Annotated in this window: 20 protein-coding genes; 6 read left to right on the forward strand and 14 right to left on the reverse strand. The window is 64.9% G+C overall.

The genetic code is table 11. The features are described 5' to 3' along the window. Positions 1-8 precede the first annotated feature (8 nt). Together ABIB90_RS16340 and ABIB90_RS16345 are read left to right on the forward strand one after the other, a co-directional pair. A complete protein-coding gene (locus ABIB90_RS16340; protein ID WP_354171173.1) occupies positions 9-626 on the forward strand; it encodes a CGNR zinc finger domain-containing protein in 618 nt (205 codons plus the stop codon). A 128-nt stretch (positions 627-754) separates the two neighbouring features. Then, positions 755-1,687 (forward strand): LysM peptidoglycan-binding domain-containing protein, encoded by a 933-nt coding sequence (locus ABIB90_RS16345; protein WP_354201134.1) that lies wholly within the window; start codon positions 755-757, stop codon positions 1,685-1,687. Positions 1,688-2,030: 343 nt separating this feature from the next. Here the strand turns inward: ABIB90_RS16345 and ABIB90_RS16350 are convergent, their stop codons facing one another. The 4 genes from ABIB90_RS16350 to ABIB90_RS16365 all read right to left on the reverse strand — a co-directional run bounded on the left by ABIB90_RS16350 (position 2,031) and on the right by ABIB90_RS16365 (position 4,489). Further along, the gene (locus ABIB90_RS16350; protein WP_354171178.1) at positions 2,031-2,270 is read right to left on the reverse strand and encodes a hypothetical protein; all 240 of its coding nucleotides are present in this window, start codon (positions 2,268-2,270) and stop codon (positions 2,031-2,033) included. A 26-nt stretch (positions 2,271-2,296) separates the two neighbouring features. After that, a complete protein-coding gene (locus ABIB90_RS16355) occupies positions 2,297-2,614 on the reverse strand; it encodes a hypothetical protein (RefSeq protein ID WP_354201135.1) in 318 nt (105 codons plus the stop codon). 116 nt (positions 2,615-2,730) lie between these two features. Then, positions 2,731-3,186, reverse strand: coding sequence for a small heat shock protein HspD (gene hspD, locus ABIB90_RS16360; protein WP_035994254.1), 456 nt, complete (start codon positions 3,184-3,186; stop codon positions 2,731-2,733). A 229-nt stretch (positions 3,187-3,415) separates the two neighbouring features. Continuing rightward, positions 3,416-4,489 (reverse strand): tartrate dehydrogenase, encoded by a 1,074-nt coding sequence (locus tag ABIB90_RS16365; RefSeq protein WP_354201136.1) that lies wholly within the window; start codon positions 4,487-4,489, stop codon positions 3,416-3,418. Positions 4,490-4,622: 133 nt separating this feature from the next. On the opposite strand from ABIB90_RS16365, the gene ABIB90_RS16370 reads away from it, so the two are divergent. Both ABIB90_RS16370 and ABIB90_RS16375 read left to right on the forward strand, forming a co-directional pair. Further along, positions 4,623-5,540 carry a LysR substrate-binding domain-containing protein gene (locus ABIB90_RS16370; RefSeq protein WP_354201137.1) on the forward strand — a complete coding sequence of 306 codons (918 nt, stop codon included), beginning with the start codon at positions 4,623-4,625 and terminating at the stop codon, positions 5,538-5,540. A gap of 37 nt (positions 5,541-5,577) precedes the next feature. Then, positions 5,578-6,402 (forward strand): aspartate dehydrogenase, encoded by an 825-nt coding sequence (locus ABIB90_RS16375; protein ID WP_219683446.1) that lies wholly within the window; start codon positions 5,578-5,580, stop codon positions 6,400-6,402. A gap of 3 nt (positions 6,403-6,405) precedes the next feature. Here the strand turns inward: ABIB90_RS16375 and ABIB90_RS16380 are convergent, their stop codons facing one another. The 9 genes from ABIB90_RS16380 to ABIB90_RS16420 all read right to left on the reverse strand — a co-directional run bounded on the left by ABIB90_RS16380 (position 6,406) and on the right by ABIB90_RS16420 (position 14,837). Continuing rightward, positions 6,406-7,710 carry a PQQ-dependent sugar dehydrogenase gene (locus tag ABIB90_RS16380; RefSeq protein WP_007600905.1) on the reverse strand — a complete coding sequence of 435 codons (1,305 nt, stop codon included), beginning with the start codon at positions 7,708-7,710 and terminating at the stop codon, positions 6,406-6,408. 140 nt (positions 7,711-7,850) lie between these two features. Then, on the reverse strand, positions 7,851-8,060 hold the full coding sequence (locus tag ABIB90_RS16385; RefSeq protein ID WP_007600906.1) for a hypothetical protein: 210 nt from the start codon (positions 8,058-8,060) through the stop codon (positions 7,851-7,853). Between the two features lie 287 nt (positions 8,061-8,347). Beyond that, positions 8,348-8,974, reverse strand: a complete 627-nt coding sequence (locus ABIB90_RS16390) for a methyltransferase family protein (RefSeq protein ID WP_354171185.1) — start codon at positions 8,972-8,974, stop codon at positions 8,348-8,350. A 30-nt stretch (positions 8,975-9,004) separates the two neighbouring features. Then, the gene (locus ABIB90_RS16395) at positions 9,005-10,036 is read right to left on the reverse strand and encodes an NAD-dependent epimerase/dehydratase family protein (RefSeq protein ID WP_219683448.1); all 1,032 of its coding nucleotides are present in this window, start codon (positions 10,034-10,036) and stop codon (positions 9,005-9,007) included. A 29-nt stretch (positions 10,037-10,065) separates the two neighbouring features. After that, a complete protein-coding gene (locus ABIB90_RS16400) occupies positions 10,066-10,602 on the reverse strand; it encodes an Mpo1 family 2-hydroxy fatty acid dioxygenase (protein WP_354201138.1) in 537 nt (178 codons plus the stop codon). A 154-nt stretch (positions 10,603-10,756) separates the two neighbouring features. Beyond that, complete coding sequence (locus ABIB90_RS16405; RefSeq protein ID WP_007600910.1) at positions 10,757-11,428, reverse strand: OmpA family protein; 672 nt, start codon at positions 11,426-11,428, stop codon at positions 10,757-10,759. Next, complete coding sequence (locus tag ABIB90_RS16410; RefSeq protein ID WP_007600911.1) at positions 11,428-11,844, reverse strand: hypothetical protein; 417 nt, start codon at positions 11,842-11,844, stop codon at positions 11,428-11,430. The genes ABIB90_RS16405 and ABIB90_RS16410 overlap by 1 nt, the downstream gene beginning before the upstream one ends. An 88-nt stretch (positions 11,845-11,932) precedes the next feature. Next, complete coding sequence (locus ABIB90_RS16415; protein WP_007600912.1) at positions 11,933-12,223, reverse strand: type II toxin-antitoxin system HicB family antitoxin; 291 nt, start codon at positions 12,221-12,223, stop codon at positions 11,933-11,935. 7 nt (positions 12,224-12,230) lie between these two features. Then, entirely contained in the window at positions 12,231-14,837 is a 2,607-nt protein-coding gene (locus tag ABIB90_RS16420; protein ID WP_354201139.1) for an ATP-dependent helicase, read from the reverse strand. A 241-nt stretch (positions 14,838-15,078) separates the two neighbouring features. On the opposite strand from ABIB90_RS16420, the gene ABIB90_RS16425 reads away from it, so the two are divergent. Further along, positions 15,079-15,252, forward strand: a complete 174-nt coding sequence (locus ABIB90_RS16425) for a DUF1328 domain-containing protein (protein WP_007600914.1) — start codon at positions 15,079-15,081, stop codon at positions 15,250-15,252. Between the two features lie 122 nt (positions 15,253-15,374). Here ABIB90_RS16425 and ABIB90_RS16430 read toward each other — a convergent pair whose 3' ends face one another. Continuing rightward, the gene (locus ABIB90_RS16430) at positions 15,375-15,881 is read right to left on the reverse strand and encodes a thioesterase family protein (protein ID WP_354201140.1); all 507 of its coding nucleotides are present in this window, start codon (positions 15,879-15,881) and stop codon (positions 15,375-15,377) included. Between the two features lie 87 nt (positions 15,882-15,968). Between ABIB90_RS16430 and ABIB90_RS16435 the strand changes: the two genes are divergently transcribed. After that, the gene (locus ABIB90_RS16435; protein WP_354171197.1) at positions 15,969-17,393 is read left to right on the forward strand and encodes an FAD-binding oxidoreductase; all 1,425 of its coding nucleotides are present in this window, start codon (positions 15,969-15,971) and stop codon (positions 17,391-17,393) included. The last annotated feature ends 80 nt before the right edge of the window (positions 17,394-17,473 follow it).

Raw genomic sequence — 17,473 nt, forward strand, 5'->3', positions numbered from 1 at the left:
GACCGCTCATGGATCGCGCGCCCGCCATGTTCATCGCCGACTCGCTCGGCCTCGACTTTCTCAACTCGGTGGCGACACCGGTCGATACGCCGGTGGACTGGATCGACGGTGGTCATGGCCTGATCGACTGGCTGGCGCAGGCAAAGCTGGTGCCGCCGGATGATCTGCACGCGCTGACGGCCCGCGCCACGCCGGACGAGCTGGACAAGGTCGCGGATCAGGCGCGCGCCTTGCGCGAATGGTTCAGGGGATTCGTGCGCAAGCATGCGGGCCGGCCGCTCACGAGGGATGCATTGCGCGAGCTCGGTCCATTGAACAGCCTGCTGGAGCGCGACGAAGCCTTCAGCCGGATCGAGCCCGGGCCTCACGATGGCGGCGCTCTCGCATTGCGAATGAAACGGCGCTGGCGCTCGCCGGAAGCGCTATTGCTGCCGGTTGGCGAAGCCATGGCGAAGTTCGTATGCGACGAGGACTTTTCCAACGTCAAGGCGTGCGAGGGGCACAACTGCACCATGCTGTTCGCCGACCACACGCGCAGGCGCGCGCGGCGATGGTGCATCATGGCGGTCTGCGGCAACCGCGCGAAACAGGCTGCCCACCGCAGCAGGCTCAAGAGCGTGCAGTGATTGGGTGTCGAGATGCTGGAATGAGCGCGGATCGAGCCCCGGTTCCGTGCCCCAAATTCCACCCAATCGGCCGTCACTAAGCGCCTTTGGGGGAGGCTGCAGCCTCCCGGAGTGGGACTGCTGGACTGATGATCGATTTGAGGCGACTTCTCGCGCTGGCAGCCGTTGCGCTGCTCGCCTTAAGCACCGGGACGGCCGTTGCCTCACCTGCCAAGACGAAGCCCGCCGCGGCCGCACCCGCCGCACCACCGCCCGTACCGTTTGAGCCATTGCCGCCGCCGAAAATCTACCTGTTTCGGGGCGCCATGGGGCCGTTCTTCTCCACCGGCATGGACCGGCTCGAAGAGAAGCTGACGCAGGCCGGCTTTTCGGCCAACGTCTATGAATTCACCATCTGCCGATGGATCGGCGACCGCGCCATCTCCAGCTACAAGGAAACGCCGGCGCCGATCGTGCTGATCGGGCATTCGATGGGCGGGCTTTGCTCGATCGTCATCTCGGAGATGGCGGCCAAGGAGAACATCCCGATCAGCCTCGTCATCACCATCGATCCCGCGCACGCGACCGGCGACGTGCCGCTCAATGTCGAGCGCTTCATCAACATCTATCTCTCCGACAGCGTGCTCGGCGGCGGCAACGTGGTCGCGGTGCCGGGCTATCGCGGTCACTATGCGAGCTATGACCTGAAGGAGAACGCGCGGGTCAGCCACATCAACATCGAGAAGTCCGACGACATCCACCGTCAGATCGTCGATATGGTCACGCAGTTGCCGCGCATCCCGCCCCAGACGCAGGTGGATGCCGTGCCGCTACGCTATCTCGTGCCGGCGAATACGCTGGTCGAATTGTGGGACAGTGGCGTGCGACTACCGGTGCGCCGGGGCGACACCATGGAGAGCATCGCGGCAGCCAATCGCGTGCCGTTGTGGTCGCTGGCGCAGAGCAATTCGTTGCCGGAGAACGCAACGCTTACCCCCGGCCAGTCCATCATCGTCCCGCGCCACCTGACGCCGCCGGACCCGACAGCCGCCATGGCGACGCCACCGCCGGGACGGCGGTAAGCGGTCAGCAACGGAGTTGGCCGGGATGGAGCTTGGCTGCTGCCAGGCACCATCCCTCGCGGCCTCTGTCATTCACGCATCTTGTGCCGCGGCAGCCATCTTGATGCGGATGTCGCCAAGGAGGAGCGAGCCGTGGTGGAAGCCCGGCCCGCCGGGCGATAGGGCGCGGCGAGAAGCATCAGAAACAATGCTCTTTCAGCCGCATATTTGGCAGCGGGTCGGCCATTTTCGAAGCCGTGCATGACCAGGCGCCCTTCCGTCGTGCAGACACGCCACCGCCACGTCCTGCGACCGCATTTCTTCAGGAACGCTTCGAATGTCGGGAGCTGTTCGGGCATGTCGATTAGCCGTGGCTGCTCGCCGTCGGGCGCGTGATTGCGTTCCCCATTGCCCGGTTCGGAGCCTGAAAGGTGAGCGGAAAGGCGGAGACCGCGAGCTTCTCGATCGCCGAGCGCTCCTCGGACACACGTCTCTCGATGAACCGCCGTTCGAACTCGGTCAGCTCGGTCTTGAGCAGCCGCTGATAGCGGCTGATGTTGCTGCGGTGGCCGCGCAACAAGGCCAGCTCTTCATCAACCCTCATCGCAATCCCCGTCGAGCTGTCGTTGCCTAGGCTGCGAGGCCGGTTCGTTCGACCGATCGCGTGCGGACCGGCTTGCCACCCGGAGGTCCTTTCGGATGGTGGTCGAGGCTCGCGAGCGCTTCCAGAATTTCGTCGATGGTGACGGCTTTGCCCGAGCCGGGCAGTTCGCGCAATGCCGGACTCGAGGCGATACTGGCTGCGTCCGAAGCCCAGGACGCGAGGATTGCACGCTTCTCGCCGATCGACAGACTTGGATCGGCTAGGACGTCGCGGGGATGATCATAGACAGAGCCAGGGTGCAATATCGCATTCAGATCGATGATGTTGTCGACATGATCGAGCATGAGAGGTCCTCCTCCTTTCTTTAAACCTCTGACTTGCATTCGGGTGCGCGGTCGAAGGCCATGGTCGATCCCGCCCGACGATCGGGCGGAATCACCGGGTCTCCGACAGACCAAATTCAGGCGGCTTTGCCCTCGAGTTGATGCACGTTGCCGGACGGCGCGGCATTGATGGCAATTCGCCGCGGCTTCATGGCTTCAGGGATTTCCCGGACCAGTTCGATCTTGAGCAGGCCGTTCTCGAACGAGGCGCTGTGCACCTGAACATAATCGGCCAGGTTAAACTGCCGCTTGAACGGCCGCGCGGAAATGCCCCGGTAGAGATATTCGCGTTCGGTCCTGTCCGGCTTGTTTCCCTCGACGGTCACCGCGTTCTGCTCGGCCGTCACCGCGACCTCGTTGGGTGCAAAGCCCGCAATCGCAAGCGAAATCTGGTAGCGATCCTCGCCGATGCGTTCGATGTTGTAGGGGGGATAGTTGTCCTCGCCGGCACGCTGTGCCGTTTCAACGAGGTCGAAAAGGCGGTCGAAACCAACGGTCGAACGCCACAAGGGAGAGAAGTCGTAAGTGCGCATAGCCAGATCCTCCAAGGAGCAAAATGGATACGAACGACACCGGACACGACCGGTGCCCGTCTCAGCTTCCCGACCCACCAGGCGTCGGGAACGCCACCTCTCGGCGGCAGCGGAAAAATAAAAAAAGCCTGTTTTGGTTTCAAGAGGGGGTCCAAAATTTTTTGGAATCCCCCGCGCCTCCCTAACCCTCTCGCCGCAAGAACGGGCGGGGAGGGAGACGCACCTCGGACTACGCGTTCGATCCGTGGATCGCCTCGATCACGGCGTCCGTCACGTCCTTCGTCGTCGCCGTGCCACCGACATCGGGCGTCAGCACGCCGGCTGCACATACTTTCTCCACCGCCGCCATCAACCGCACCGCCGCGTCCTTCTCGCCGAGATGCTCCAGCATCTGCGCGCCGGTCCAGAACGTCGCGACCGGATTGGCGATGCCCTTGCCGGTGATGTCGAAGGCCGAGCCGTGGATCGGCTCGAACATCGAGGGGAAGCGGCGCTGCGGATCGATATTGGCGGTCGGCGCGACGCCGAGGCTGCCCGCCAGCGCCCCGGCGAGGTCGGAGAGGATGTCGGCGTGCAAATTCGTCGCGACAATGGTGTCGAGGCTCTTCGGATGCAGCGTCATGCGCACCGTCATGGCGTCGACCAGCATCTTGTCCCAGGTCACATCAGGGAATTCGGCCGCGACCTCGGCGGCGATCTCGTCCCACATCACCATGCCATGGCGCTGCGCGTTCGACTTGGTCACCACGGTCAGGAATTTGCGCGGACGCGACCGGGCGAGCTCGAATGCATAGCGCATGATCCGCGTCACGCCGACGCGGGTGAACACCGCGACCTCGGTGCCGACCTCTTCCGGGAGACCCCTGTGGGCGCGGCCGCCCATGCCGGCATACTCGCCCTCCGAATTCTCGCGCACGATCACCCAGTCGAGGTGGCCGACGCCGACATTGCGCAGCGGCGAGGCGACGCCCGGCAAGATCTTGGTCGGCCGCACATTGGCGTATTGGTCAAAGCCCTGGCAGATCGGTAGCCGCAGGCCCCACAGCGTGATGTGATCGGGCACGTCGGGCGCACCGACCGCGCCGAAATAGATCGCGTCGAATTTCTTGAGCTCCGCGAGGCCGTCGGCCGGCATCATGACGCCGTGCTTCTTGTAATAGTCCGAACCCCAGTCGAACGTCTTGATGTTGAAGGCGAGATCGCCGCTACGTTTGGCCAGCGCCTCCAGCACGCGAACGCCGGCGGAGATGACCTCGGGGCCGATGCCGTCGGCGGGGATCGCTGCAATCGAATGGGTGCGCATGAAGTGCTCCGTCCAGATGTCGGTGGGATTGCGTGACGCTACGGAACCTAGGCGGGGAGGGGCAGGGACTCAATCGACACTGGTTTATACAAAAAAATGATATAATTCCGTCACAGGATCAGAGGACCGGTGAATGGAATTGCATCAGTTGCGATGCTTCGTGGCGGCGGCCGAGCAGTTGCATTTCGGCCGCGCGGCGCAGCATCTCCAGATGCTGCCCTCCGCACTCGGCCGCCAGATTAAGCTGCTGGAGCAGGATCTGGATACGCGGCTGTTCGCGCGGACGACGCGGGCGGTGTCGCTGACGGAAGATGGCGCAATGCTGCTGCGCGATGCCCGTGCCATCCTCGCCCGCGTCGAGGCGGTCGAGAGCAATCTGCGCAATCGCACGCGCGCAGGGGCTGCTCGAAAACTCCGGGTCGGCGCCATCGACAGTGCTGCGGCCGGGTTGTTGCCGGCGCTCTTGCGCGACTTCCGTGCAAAACATCCTGACATTGCGGTGCAGCTTCTCGAGGACAAGACCGTCCGGCTGCTGCCAAAGATCCTGACCGGTGCGCTCGATCTCGCTTTCGTGCGTCCGCCGGCCCAGCCGGACAAGCGGCTTGAATTCCGCGATCTGCTGCAGGAAACAGCCATCGTGGCATTCCCGCAGCGCCACGCGCTGGCCAAACGCAAGTCGATCACGCTGGCTGAGATTGCCGAGGAGGCGATGCTGGTGCCTGATCGCCGCTCGCGGCCGCACAGCCACGACCTCACCATGAAACTGTTCGAGCAGGCTGGCCTCACGCCGCGCATCGTGCAGGTCGCCGACGAGAAGCAGACCATCATCAATCTCGTCGCAACCAGGCTCGGTGTCGCAATCGTGCCGCGTTGGTCCACCCGGATGGCGGTATCCGGCGTGCGCTTCGTGCCGCTGCGGCCAAAGCAGATCGGACCCGTCGGCCGGCTGCCGCTCGCTGCCGCATGGCTGCGCGGCTCGCGTGACCCGGCCCGCGACGCGATGCTGTCCGTGCTCGAGGCGCGCCTGCGCAGCTATGCGCGGGACGCCTGAGGCGCTATGACATCGGCTGGGCGAGAAGGGTGATGCGATGACGGAACGGAGAGCTTCGAACGAATTGCGGGTTGCCATCGCGGGGCTCGGCTCGATCGGCACCAAGATCGCGACCGCGCTCGATCAGGGCATCGAAGGATTGACGCTCTCTGCCGTGGCGGTGCGCGATCCCGCAAAGCATCAGACGTTCCTCGCCAGCCTGCGTCGTCCGCCATCCGTCCTGCCGCTCGACCAACTCGGCGACGCCGCCGACATCGTGGTCGAATGCGCGCCGAGCAGCCAACTGCGTGCGATCGTCGAGCCCGCGGTGAAACGCGGCAGGGCCGCGGTCGTCGTCAGTGTCGGCGGGCTGCTCGACAATTTCGATCTTGTCGATCTCGCCCGCGCCAATGGCGGCCGCATCCTCGTGCCGACCGGCGCGCTGATCGGACTCGACGCCGTCAACGCGGCTGCGATCGGCACCATTCATTCGGTGAGGATGGTGACGCGCAAGCCGATCGACGGCTTGAAGGGCGCGCCGTTCATCGTCCAGAACAACATCGATATCGACAATCTGCGCGAGCCGCTGAAGCTGTTCGAAGGCACGGCGCGCGAGGCCGCAAAAGGCTTTCCGGCCAATCTCAACGTCGCGGTCGCGCTGTCGCTCGCGGGCGTCGGGCCGGATCGCACCCAGGTGCAAATCTGGGCCGACCCGACCGTGACGCGCAATGTTCACCGCATCGAGGTCGAGGCGGATTCGGCGCGCTTCTCGATGTCAATCGAGAATATCCCGTCCGAGAATCCCAAGACCGGGTTGATTACGGCGCTGTCCGTGATCGCCCTGCTCCGCAAGCAGCGCGCCACGCTCAGTGTTGGAACATAACCTTCAAGCGCCGGTGACACGCCAGATCACATTGCCGACGTCGTCGGCCATCAGCAGCGACTTCTTGTCAGGACCGATCACGACGCCGACCGGGCGGCCGTAGGATTCCTTTTCGTCGGGTGCCAGGAAGCCGGACAGGATGTCGCGTGCGGGACCCGAAGGCTTTCCGTTCTCGAACGGGATGAACACCAGTTTGTAGCCAGACAGCGTGCTGCGATTCCACGAGCCGTGCTGGCCGATCGCCATGCCGTCGGGGAAGCCAGGCAGCGTGCCCGCCGGCATCCAGCACAGGCCGAGCGAAGCGGTGTGGCCGCCGAGCGCGTAGTCCGGCGTGAGCGCCTTGGCGACCATCGCCGGATCCTGCGGCACGCGCTCGTCAACCGTCTTGCCCCAGTAGCAATAGGGCCAGCCGTAGAAGCCGCCGTCGCGCACCGAGGTCAGATAGTCCGGCGGCGTTTCGTCGCCGAGGCCGTCGCGCTCGTTGACGACGGTCCAAAGCACACCGGTCGTCGGCTCCCAGGCAAGACCAACGGGATTGCGCAGGCCGGCGCCGAAGATGCGGTGCGTGCCGGCGACGAGGTCGAGTTCGTAGACCGCGGCGCGGCCTTCCTCGACCTCCATGCCCATCTCGGCGATGTTGCTGAGCGAGCCGACGCCGGCATAGAGTTTTTTGCCGTCGGGGCTTGCGAGCAGGCTGCGGGTCCAGTGGCCGCTTGGCTTGAAATTGGTGAGGCGCTTGCCCGGCGCGGTAATGCGATCGGCGTTCGCCACGTACGGGAAGGCCATCACGCCGTCGGTGTTGCCGACATAGAAGGTGTCGCCGACCAGCGCCATGCCGAACGGCTGGCTGAGATTTTCCATGAACGCGCCGCGATACTCCGCGACGCCGTCGCCATCCTTGTCGCGCAGCAGCGTGATGCGGTTGGCACTGACGCCGAGCGCGGCGGCGCGCCGCATCGTTGCCTGCATCGCGTAATGAAACACGGACCGCGGCGCCCCCGCGATCTGCGTCGCCTCCGCGATCAGCACATCGCCATTGGGCAGCACCTCGATCCAGCGCGGATGGTCGAGGCCGGTCGCGAACGCATTGACCTTGAGCCCGGGTGCGACCGTCGGCTTCTGTCCTTCGCTCCAGCCCCGCGCCGTCGGCATCTTCAGTGTCGGGATGGCGCCCTGCGGCTTGGCTTCGGGAATAGCGGGCGACTGGCCCCAGGCCGGCGCAGGCACGGTGCCCGACAGCTTCCGCCATTGCAGGGCGATGCCGCCGAGAAGCGCAACGAACTGCGCAAAGATGCTGGAAAACGTCATGAGAGGCCCCTATTTGCGCGCGCATCCAACGGGCTGACGGGCCAGACGTCAACCTGTGTGGAGCGCCGCGGGGCTCTATTCCCGTGGAATGGCAGCCGTTCGAATTTGCATGGGACGAATCCCGGCAGGCTGCCCGGGGATCAGCGGCCGATCTGTTGCTCTAGCCGTCGCGCCGTGCGGAAATCATCCAGATGATGAACGTTCGGCGCCAGCGCGGCCTCCCTGGACAGGAGATGATAGACGCGCGCCACCGTGCGCTGCTTCTGCTTCGGCCGCCCGGGCGGCAGCGCCCGCGCCTTGCGGACGGCGGCGATCGCGTGCTCGCGAAAATAATCGTAGGCGTCGGACATGGCTCGATGCTCTGCGAGTGGTGGCAGGTATCGAGGGGCTAACGGGCGCAGGCAGCAGGGGTTCCTGGCAGCAGGGGGCCGATGTGTTGCGCACACAGCTTCCTCAACGTCGTCCTGGCGAAAGCCAGGACCCATACCGCGGAATCCATCGATTGCGTGCGACCTCAGTTCCGGGCAATCCTCGCCAAACCGCTCCCTGGGGTAATGGGTCCTGGCTTTCGCCAGGACGACTCCGGAGGTGCAGCTGCGCTACGCTTGCGATGACAGCGTTGAAGCGATACCCGCTCTTACCGCGGCGACAGGAACGGGATGATCATCGGCACGCGGCGGCAATAAGCGCCGTAGGCGTCTTCGCCGAGCTCCTTGGACAGGAACACTTCTTCCATTCGGCCCTTCTGCCACATGCCGAGCGAGATCAGGATCGCGCCGAGCATCGCAGTGACCGTGCCGACCGCGATGCCGGTCACCAGCATGCCGAGGATCAGGCCGGTGTAGATCGGATGGCGCACGATGCCGTACGGGCCGGTGTCGATGACGCGGTGGTCTTGCTTGTGGGTGATGGTGTTGGACCAGAACTGTCCGAGATGCAGCCGTCCCCACCATGTGAAGGAGATGCCGGCCAGCACGATCAGCGCCACGACGTAGACGGCGCTATTGCTGAACACCCAGAGCGGCTTCTCACCGAGCACCTCGGCGGTCCAGGGCGTGAACAGGATGCCGCCGACCAGGATCGGGATGCGATAGCGGCCGGACTCCAGCGTCATCACCTGCTTCTGGGTACGGCCCTGCCAGAACGAGGCGCCGACCCAGCTTGCGAGCCAGGCGAGCCAGATCAGGGCGAGCAGTTGCGTCGGCCAGGTCGTGGTCCAACCACCCCAGGCGACCGAGAGAAGCTTGCTGAAATCGAAGGACATGCGGAAAGGTTCTTTGGGTTGGGCGGCAGCTCAGCTGGCGCGCGAGGAGAGCGCGTGATGCTCGATGGCGCCGGAGGCAAGCGCGCCGCCGCGGGCGAGAAGATGGGTGATGGTTTCGCGCAGGACCGGCTCGATCGGGCGCGGCGCGTAGCCGAGCTCGGTGCGCGCCTTGCCGATCGAGAGGTCGCTAGCGGCGAGCGCGATGCGCACGCCCTCGGCAGTGCCGTTGGGCGGCCGGCGCGTGATACGATCGGAGAGATATTCGAGCATGATGCCCGACAGCTCGGCCATCTTGCCGGGAACGACGACCGGGAATTGCCGGCGGCCGCTCATCGCGGACATCATCCGCAGAATCTGGCCGAGCCTGACGCAGTCGCCGCCGAGGATGTAGCGCTGGCCGTTACGCCCGCGTTCCATGGTCAGCACGAGGCCCATGGCGACGTCGCGGACGTCGACGAGATTGACCGGGAAGTCGAGATGCGGCTGCACTTTCTTCTGCAGGAAGTACCACAGCATCGCGGTCGGCGGCGTCAGATTATGATCGGCGGCACCGATCGGCATGGTCGGGGTGCCGATCACCAGCGGGAAGCCTGCGGCTGCGGCTTTCGCGGCGCAATGCTCGGCCAGCGATTTCGACCGCGTGTAGGCGCCCGGCATCGCATCGGCCGGCTGCAGCGCCTCTTCGGCGGGAACACCGTTGAGGTCGGAATAGGGGAACAGGATCGATTCCGTCGAGCAGTGCAGGAAGCGCGAGACCCCGCGCTTCATCGCGGCCGCGAGCATGATCTCGGTGCCGCGGCAATTGACATCGTGAAAGGCCTGCTTGTCGGCGACCCACATGCCGGGCAGGCCGGCGAGGTGATAGACCTGATCCACACCCGCCATCGCGGCACCGACCGCGGCGCCGTCCAGCACCGAGCCACGGGCATATTCAACGTCGGCATACGGCGTGGCCGGCGCACGAACATCGAGAACACGCACCCGCTGCCCACGGGCGCGGAGCGCTTCTACGAGATGATGTCCGATGAAGCCGCTGCCACCGGTAACCAGTACGAGAGCCATGCAGAAGGTTTGCTGTTTCGCGTCTAGAACTATCGGGTTGAAAGGGAATTGGTCGGAACAGGCGCCAGAATCGCGGCAAGGTCGCGACGGAAGCCCAATGCAATGAATAATTTTGCCATGACAAACATCGGTCCAAGCAGGAAATGCGTGGGGTGGTCGACCATCGACGGCTGCCGCTCCTCGAAAACCTTGTGGCCGACGATCTGCGCAGTGACGCCAAGTCCGATCAGCACCGCAAAAATCGACCACATCATGACGATCGAGACCTGATTGCCGATCGCGGTTGCGACCAAAAGCAGCATGATCATCGCGGCGAGGATGCCGAGCCCGATCCCGGCGTCCAGCATCAGCCAGTAGACCAGCACCGGCAGGGCAAGAATTACGGCCAGGCTGACCTCGATCCCGAACAGCGGGAAATGCACCTGCGTCAGCGGCAGCACAGCACCGGTGAAGAGCAAGAGGATGCCGACCACGTGCATCGCGCAGTTCCAGGGATCGCGATGATATTCGACGTAGTCGGCCAGTTGGTGTTGAAAATAACTGGCCATCTCGGTCTCGTGCAGCATGGGGTCGGGGAGGACGAAAAAAGCGTATAGCACCTGATAGGGCGGTGCACAAACCGGCGCGATTGTCGCGCGAAGCCGCGCTGTCGCGCTGTGAGACAGGTCACAAAACGATCGGGACTTCAAAGGGTTCCGTCGGGCGCCGTGGCGCGTCCGCTCAGTGCTTCCTAGCGGGCTTTTTCGCCGCAGGCGCAGGTGTCGCAGCCGGATGCGCAGGCGCTTCCTCCGGTACCTTGGCATAGGTCAGGATTTGCAACTGGCCGTTGACGACTGAGCTTGGCTTGGCGCGGTCGAGAAACTGCTCCTCGCCGAGGCCGATCGGATGCAGCCGCTTGGTCGAGATCTTGAACGTGTTCACCAGCACGTCGCGAATCGCGTCCGCCCGGCGCTGGCTCAGGATCGCGTTGGCCTCGCGCGTCTTCGCGTTGGATTCCACGTGGCCGACGATCAGGAACGTGTAGGGCAGCAGCGCGGCATGGACCAGCGCGTCGGCGAGGCGGCCGACGGTCTGGTAGGACGCCGGCTGGATGATCGGAGTGTCGGCGTCGAACTGGATCTGCGCGGTGAACGTCGGCAAACTGGCCAGATCAGGCGCGATCAACGGCCGGTTCACCGGACCCGGATCGTTCTTGATCCTGGCCTTGGCCCGCTCCATCACCTGCAGCTTCAGCGCGGGGATATCGATCTCGGCGGGCTGTTCGAAATGGTTGAGCTTGCCGACGATGTCGTCGCGGGTCGGCGGCGCCGTCTGCGCCTCGGCTGTGCCCGCGAGCAAAGCGAGGCCAAGCGCGATGCATATTCCGGCGGTGGTAAGCCTGTTCGCTGGCATCACCGATACCCCGCGTCGTCGACGGCCTTCAGGCAGTTGTTGCTGATGCCCTTGGGCGTCGAGATCAGGCAGGGGACCGCCTTGCTGGTCTCCTTGGTCGAGCCGCCGCAGACCTTGACGATCTCGCGCTGGCAGGCGTTCGCCACCGTGACGCGGGCAGCGACGCGCTTCTGGATCGCATCGAAGGCGCCGAGATAGTCGCTCTGGCACTGCTGCGAGAGCACGTCGCGGTTGCGCGACAGGCACTCCTTCAGGCGGGTCGAATCCGGGTTGACGCCGCGGCAATTGGCGACGATTTCCGCGCCGCAACTTTTCGCCAGCAGCCCGATCGCATCGCCAAAGCTCATGGTCTCCGCCGCCGCAAGCGACGGCATACCCAATGCCAGCAAGATCAGTGTGATGGAGCCCCGGACCATGGCCGCATCTGATACGGGGAAGTTCGCGGGGGTCAAGAGGCGTTCGGGCGAGAAGTGTCGAGAGTCCGACCAGTGCGGCGAACAGTCCTCACTCCGTGGCCTCAGTGAGGGGCGGCCATTCGATCAGGGCGACCGTGTGCTTCGCGAGGTCGTCGGCCACATCAGGGTCGGCCTTGAGCTCGTCCAATGTCCGCGGCGGGGGAAGCTGGCGGCCGTCCGCGATCAGTTCCTGTGCATAGAACGCGAGTGCCTCGGGCGCATTCTCCAGGGCCTCATCGACGTCGTCGCCGCCGGAAATGCAGCCGGGCAGGTCGGGAAACCACACGCCGACGGCTTCGTCCGGGCCGGCGTCCTCGATGATGGCAATGTAGTGCGGCATGCAGGCCTCACGCCCGCTGCACAAAACTGTCCACGACCTTCTTTTCCCCCGCCTTGTCGAAGGCGATGGTGAGCTTGTTGCCGTCGATCTTGGTGACGCGGCCATAGCCGAATTTCTGGTGGAAGACGCGGTCGGAGAGCGAGAATTCCGAGGTCGTGCCGGTGGATTTGGCCACCAGCTCGCCCTCGATCGTCAGGGGCCCCCGACGGCGCGAGGAGAAGCTGCCGAAATCGGGCGAGGACGACTGGGACGAAAACGACGAGGCCTGTTCCTCGAAGCTGCCGCGGCCGCCATTGCCGCCCCCGCCGCCGCCGCGATTGCGATTGGCCTGGGCGCGCTGCCAGCCGGGGGTCGAATAGGTGGAGCCGAACGCTTCCATGTCGTCGAAGCGGGAGGCGCCGTAGCCGCCAGTGCCGCCCCAGGCCGAGCCGCCCTTGGATTCCGTGATCTCGACATTGGCCGCGGGCAATTCGTCGAGGAAGCGCGAGGGGATCGTGGTCGACCAGGTGCCATGGATCCGCCGATTGGTGGCAAAATAGATTTTGGCGCGGCGGCGGGCCCGGGTCAGGCCGACATGACCGAGCCGGCGCTCTTCCTCAAGGCCGGCGCGGCCCTGTTCGTCCAGCGTCCGTTGGCTCGGAAACAAGCCTTCTTCCCAACCCGGCAGGAACACGTTGTCGAATTCCAGCCCCTTGGCCGAATGCAACGTCATCAGCGACACCGCGTCCTCATCGGCGCCGCTGTCGCGGTCCATCACCAGCGAGATGTGCTCCAAAAACCCTTGCAGGTTCTCGAACTCCTCCATCGAGCGCACCAGCTCCTTGAGGTTTTCGAGCCGGCCCGCGGCGTCGGCCGAACGGTCCTTCTGCCACATCTCGGTGTAGCCGCTCTCGTCGAGCACGATCTGGGCGAGATCCGTGTGCGACGTGACCTCGCGCTGGGCGCGCCAGCGGTCGAACTGGGCGACGACGTCGCGCAACGAGCCGCGCGCCTTCGGCTTCAGCTCGTCGGTCTCGACCACCGCGCGCGCCGCTTCGAACAGCGGAATGCGGCGCTTGCGGGCGTGATCGTGCAGCATCTGCACGGTGGCATCGCCAAGGCCGCGCTTGGGCGTGTTGACGATGCGCTCGAAGGCGAGATCGTCGGCCGGTGAATTGATGACGCGCAGATAGGCCAACGCATCGCGGATTTCGGCGCGCTCGTAGAAGCGCGGGCCGCCGATGACGCGATAGGGCAGGCCGAGCGTGACGAAGCGGTCCTCGAACTCGCGCATCTGGTAGGAGGCGCGAACGAGAATCGCGATCTCGTTGAGCTTGTCGCCCTGGCGCTGGATCTGCTCGATCTCCTCGCCGATGCCGCGGGCTTCCTCTTCCGAATCCCACGAGCCCGTCACCGTGACCTTCTCGCCGTCATGGTCCTCGGTGCGCAGCGTCTTGCCGAGCCGGCCCTCGTTGTGGGCGATCAGGTGCGAGGCGGCGGCGAGGATGTGGCCGGTCGAGCGGTAGTTGCGCTCGAGGCGGATGACCTTGGCGCCGGGAAAATCATGGTCGAAGCGCAGGATGTTGTCGACCTCCGCGCCGCGCCAGCCATAGATCGACTGGTCGTCATCGCCGACGCAGCAGATGTTCTTGACGTGGGGGGCAGCGAGTTCCGTCATTCCGGGGCGATGCGTAGCATCGAACTCCGGTGCGCGATCGCGCACCTGAGAATCTCGAACGGCAGACTCATCTCCGGATTCCGGGTTCGGCTCTTCGAGCCGCCCCGGAATGACAGTGGGCGAGGTTGGCTTCGTCGGTGCCTGCGACAATAGCCGCAGCCACAGATACTGCGCGACGTTGGTGTCTTGATACTCATCGACCAGGATGAATTTGAAGCGCTGCTGATACTGCCGCAGGATATCCGGATGCTCGCGGAAGATGCGGATGTCCTCGAGCAGCAGATCGCCGAAATCGGCGGCGTTCAAAATCTTCAACCGCTCCTGGTAGCTCGCATAGAGCTTGCCGCCCTTGCCGTTGGCGAACACGGCGGCTTCGCCCGACGGCACCTGCGACGGTGTCAGGCCGCGGTTCTTCCAGCCGTCGATCAGGCCGGCGAGCATGCGCGCGGGCCAGCGCTTGTCGTCGATGTGGTCGGCTTGCAGCAGCTGCTTCAAGAGCCGCACCTGATCGTCGACGTCGAGCACGGTGAAGTTCGACTTGAGCTGCGCCAGTTCGGCGTGGGTGCGCAGGATGCGTCCGCCGATGGAGTGGAAGGTGCCGAGCCACGGCATCCCTTCCACCGCATGGCCGAGCATCTGGCCGAGCCGATGCTTCATCTCGCGCGCGGCCTTGTTGGTGAAGGTCACCGACAGGATTTCGGAGGGGCGGGCGCGGCCCTGGCTCAGGATATGGGCGATGCGCGTGGTCAGCACGCGGGTCTTGCCGGTGCCGGCGCCGGCCAGCACCAGAACCGGGCCGTCCAGCGTCTCCACCGCCTCGCGCTGCTCCGGATTGAGCCCGGACAGGTATTGCGGGCCCACCGAGGCGCGCGCACGCGCGGCGATGCCGCCGGCTGCGGGCTGGTGGTCGGGGACGCTCTGGGACGTGATCTTGCTCGGCTCGGTCATGCGAATCATTTGCCCCACGTTGGCACCGCGGGGTGGTGAAAGGGCAGCCTTCTTAACAGGGATTGGTCCCTATATGGGGCCGCGGACGGGGGTTTTCCACGTGCGCGGAAAGCCAATTTGTTCCTGCGGGTCAGGCGAATTTCCGGCCCCAGCGGCCCGGAACCATTGTTCCGAGTTGGCGATTGGTTCTGCAAGTGAGGCGCGTCAGCCGCGCCGATCGCAGACAGACATCGAAACAGAGGTTCGGATCATGCTTAGCTGGGTTGTGACGTTTCTGGTTATCGCCTTGATCGCCGGTATCCTGGGCTTTGGCGGCCTCGCCGGCGCGTCGATCGAAATCGCCAAGATCATCTTCTTCATCGCGGTCGTGCTGTTCCTGGTCTCGGCCGTTGTCGGTCTGGCACGGGGTCGTAACAGGGTTTAGCCATGTGATCCTCATGGTGAGGAGCGCGGAACGCGCGTCTCGAACCATGAAGGCCCGGCTGTGGCCTTGCATCCTTCGAGACGCCCGCTTTGCGGGCTCCTCAGGATGAGGAGGTTAGACCCTTACCGCTTCGAGGGCATCGCCACGTTCCGTCCGATGCCCTCGGGCCGCGGCATGGCGCTATGAGCCTTGACCACCGCCGCAATGCGCTCGCGAATGTCTGGCGGAAACGCCGCCACCTTTCGTGAGCCCATGTCGATGTGCAGCGACATGTTTTCGGAGGTTGCCGACAACCAGCCTTCGGTCGCGTGCCGCAGCTCCTGGAAGGTGTGAAGCCGCTTGTCGTCGGCTTCCAGCAGCCAGACCGAGACCTGCACGGGATCACCGAGGTGGATTTCGCGCAAATACCGCACATGGCATTCCGCGGTGAAGGTCGAGCCGCCGCGCTCCTTCATGTAGCCCGGCCCGATCCCAAGCGTCAGCCACATCTGGTCGATCGCGCGGTCGAACATCACGTTGTAATAGGCCATGTTGAGGTGGCCGTTGTAGTCGATCCATTGCGGCTCGATCTGCATGATCAAGGCGCGGAACGGCGCGCCCTCGATCGTTGTGGCAGCAGTCTCCGGCATGTGTCCTTCCCCAGCTATGCGTCCGGTCGCTTGACTTGACCGGTGAGATGTCCTTTGCCACGGTTCGTCTCGTCGGGAGGAACGTCCGTGGGTACGACCATCACCAATAATCCGCCGCGGCCGGCGCCGAAAGCCCTCGCGAACGCGCTGGAGCAGCTTGCCGCGCAGTTCGGCAACCGCCTCATCACCTCGCAGGCCGTCCGCGAGCAGCACGGCCACACCACCACCTGGCTCGTGAACCAGCCGCCGGACGGCGTGGTGATGGCGCAGGAGACCGCCGACATCCAGGACGTGGTGCGGATCTGCGCGACAAACGGCGTGCCCGTCATCGCCTTCGGCACCGGCACCTCGCTCGAGGGCCAGGTCAACGCACCCGCCGGCGGAATCTGCATCGACCTGCGCGACATGAACAAGGTGCTCGCGGTGCATGCCGAGGACCTCGACTGCGTGATCCAGCCCGGCGTCACCCGCAAGGCGCTCAACGAGCATCTGCGCGACCAGGGCCTGTTCTTCCCGATCGACCCCGGCGCCGACGCCTCGCTCGGCGGCATGGCCTCGACGCGCGCCTCCGGCACCAACGCGGTGCGCTACGGCACAATGCGCGACAGTGTGCTGGCGCTGAAGGTGGTCCGAGGCGACGGCGAGATCATCACGACCGGCACGCGCGCGAAGAAATCATCCGCCGGCTACGACCTAACGCATCTGTTCGTCGGCGCCGAGGGCACGCTCGGCATCATCTCCGAACTGACCATCCGCCTGCGCGGCATCCCCGATACGATCGCGGCCGGCGCGGTGTCGTTCGAGACCGTGGACGGGGCGTGTCAGGCCGTGATCCTGGCGATCCAGACCGGCATTCCCGTGGCGCGCATCGAGCTGCTCAACGCCGCGCAGGTGCGGGCCTGCAACGCCTATTCGAAGCTGACGCTGCCGGAAACGCCGCTGCTGCTGATGGAATTCCACGGCAGCGAGATCGAGGTCGGCGAACAGTCCAAGGCCTTCGGCGAGATCGCAAAAGACTGCGGCGGCGGCGACTTCTCCTGGACCACCAAGCCGGAGGATCGCACAAAACTGTGGCAGGCGCGGCACGACGCCTATTGGTCGGTGAAGGCGCTACGGCCGGGCGACAGCATCGGTGTGGTCGCGACCGACGTCTGCGTGCCGATCTCGCGGCTTGCCGAATGCGTTGGCGAGACCGAGGAAGATCTCAAGCGTCTCAACCTGTTGTCGCCGATCGTCGGCCATGTCGGCGACGGCAATTTCCACTGCTCGCTGGTCTGCGACACCAACGATGCCGACGAGATGGCCCGCGGCGAGGAGTTCATGCATCGGCTGGTCGAGCGCGCGCAGGCGATGGACGGCACCTGCACCGGCGAGCACGGCATCGGCCAGGGCAAGCAGAAATATCTCAAGGCGGAGCTCGGCCCCGAGGCGATCGACGCGATGCGGGCGCTGAAAAAGGCGCTCGATCCGCAAAACATCTTCAACCCCGGCAAGATTGTTCCGGAGGCGTAGAGTCTGCGCAGCTAACGACCGGGAACTTTCGGCAGTCCTGCCGGTTCCAATTCCCGCCAGTTCCGACGCCTTATGGCCGG

Source organism: Bradyrhizobium sp. JR4.1, from assembly GCF_040548605.1.
GTDB lineage: Bacteria > Pseudomonadota > Alphaproteobacteria > Rhizobiales > Xanthobacteraceae > Bradyrhizobium > Bradyrhizobium canariense.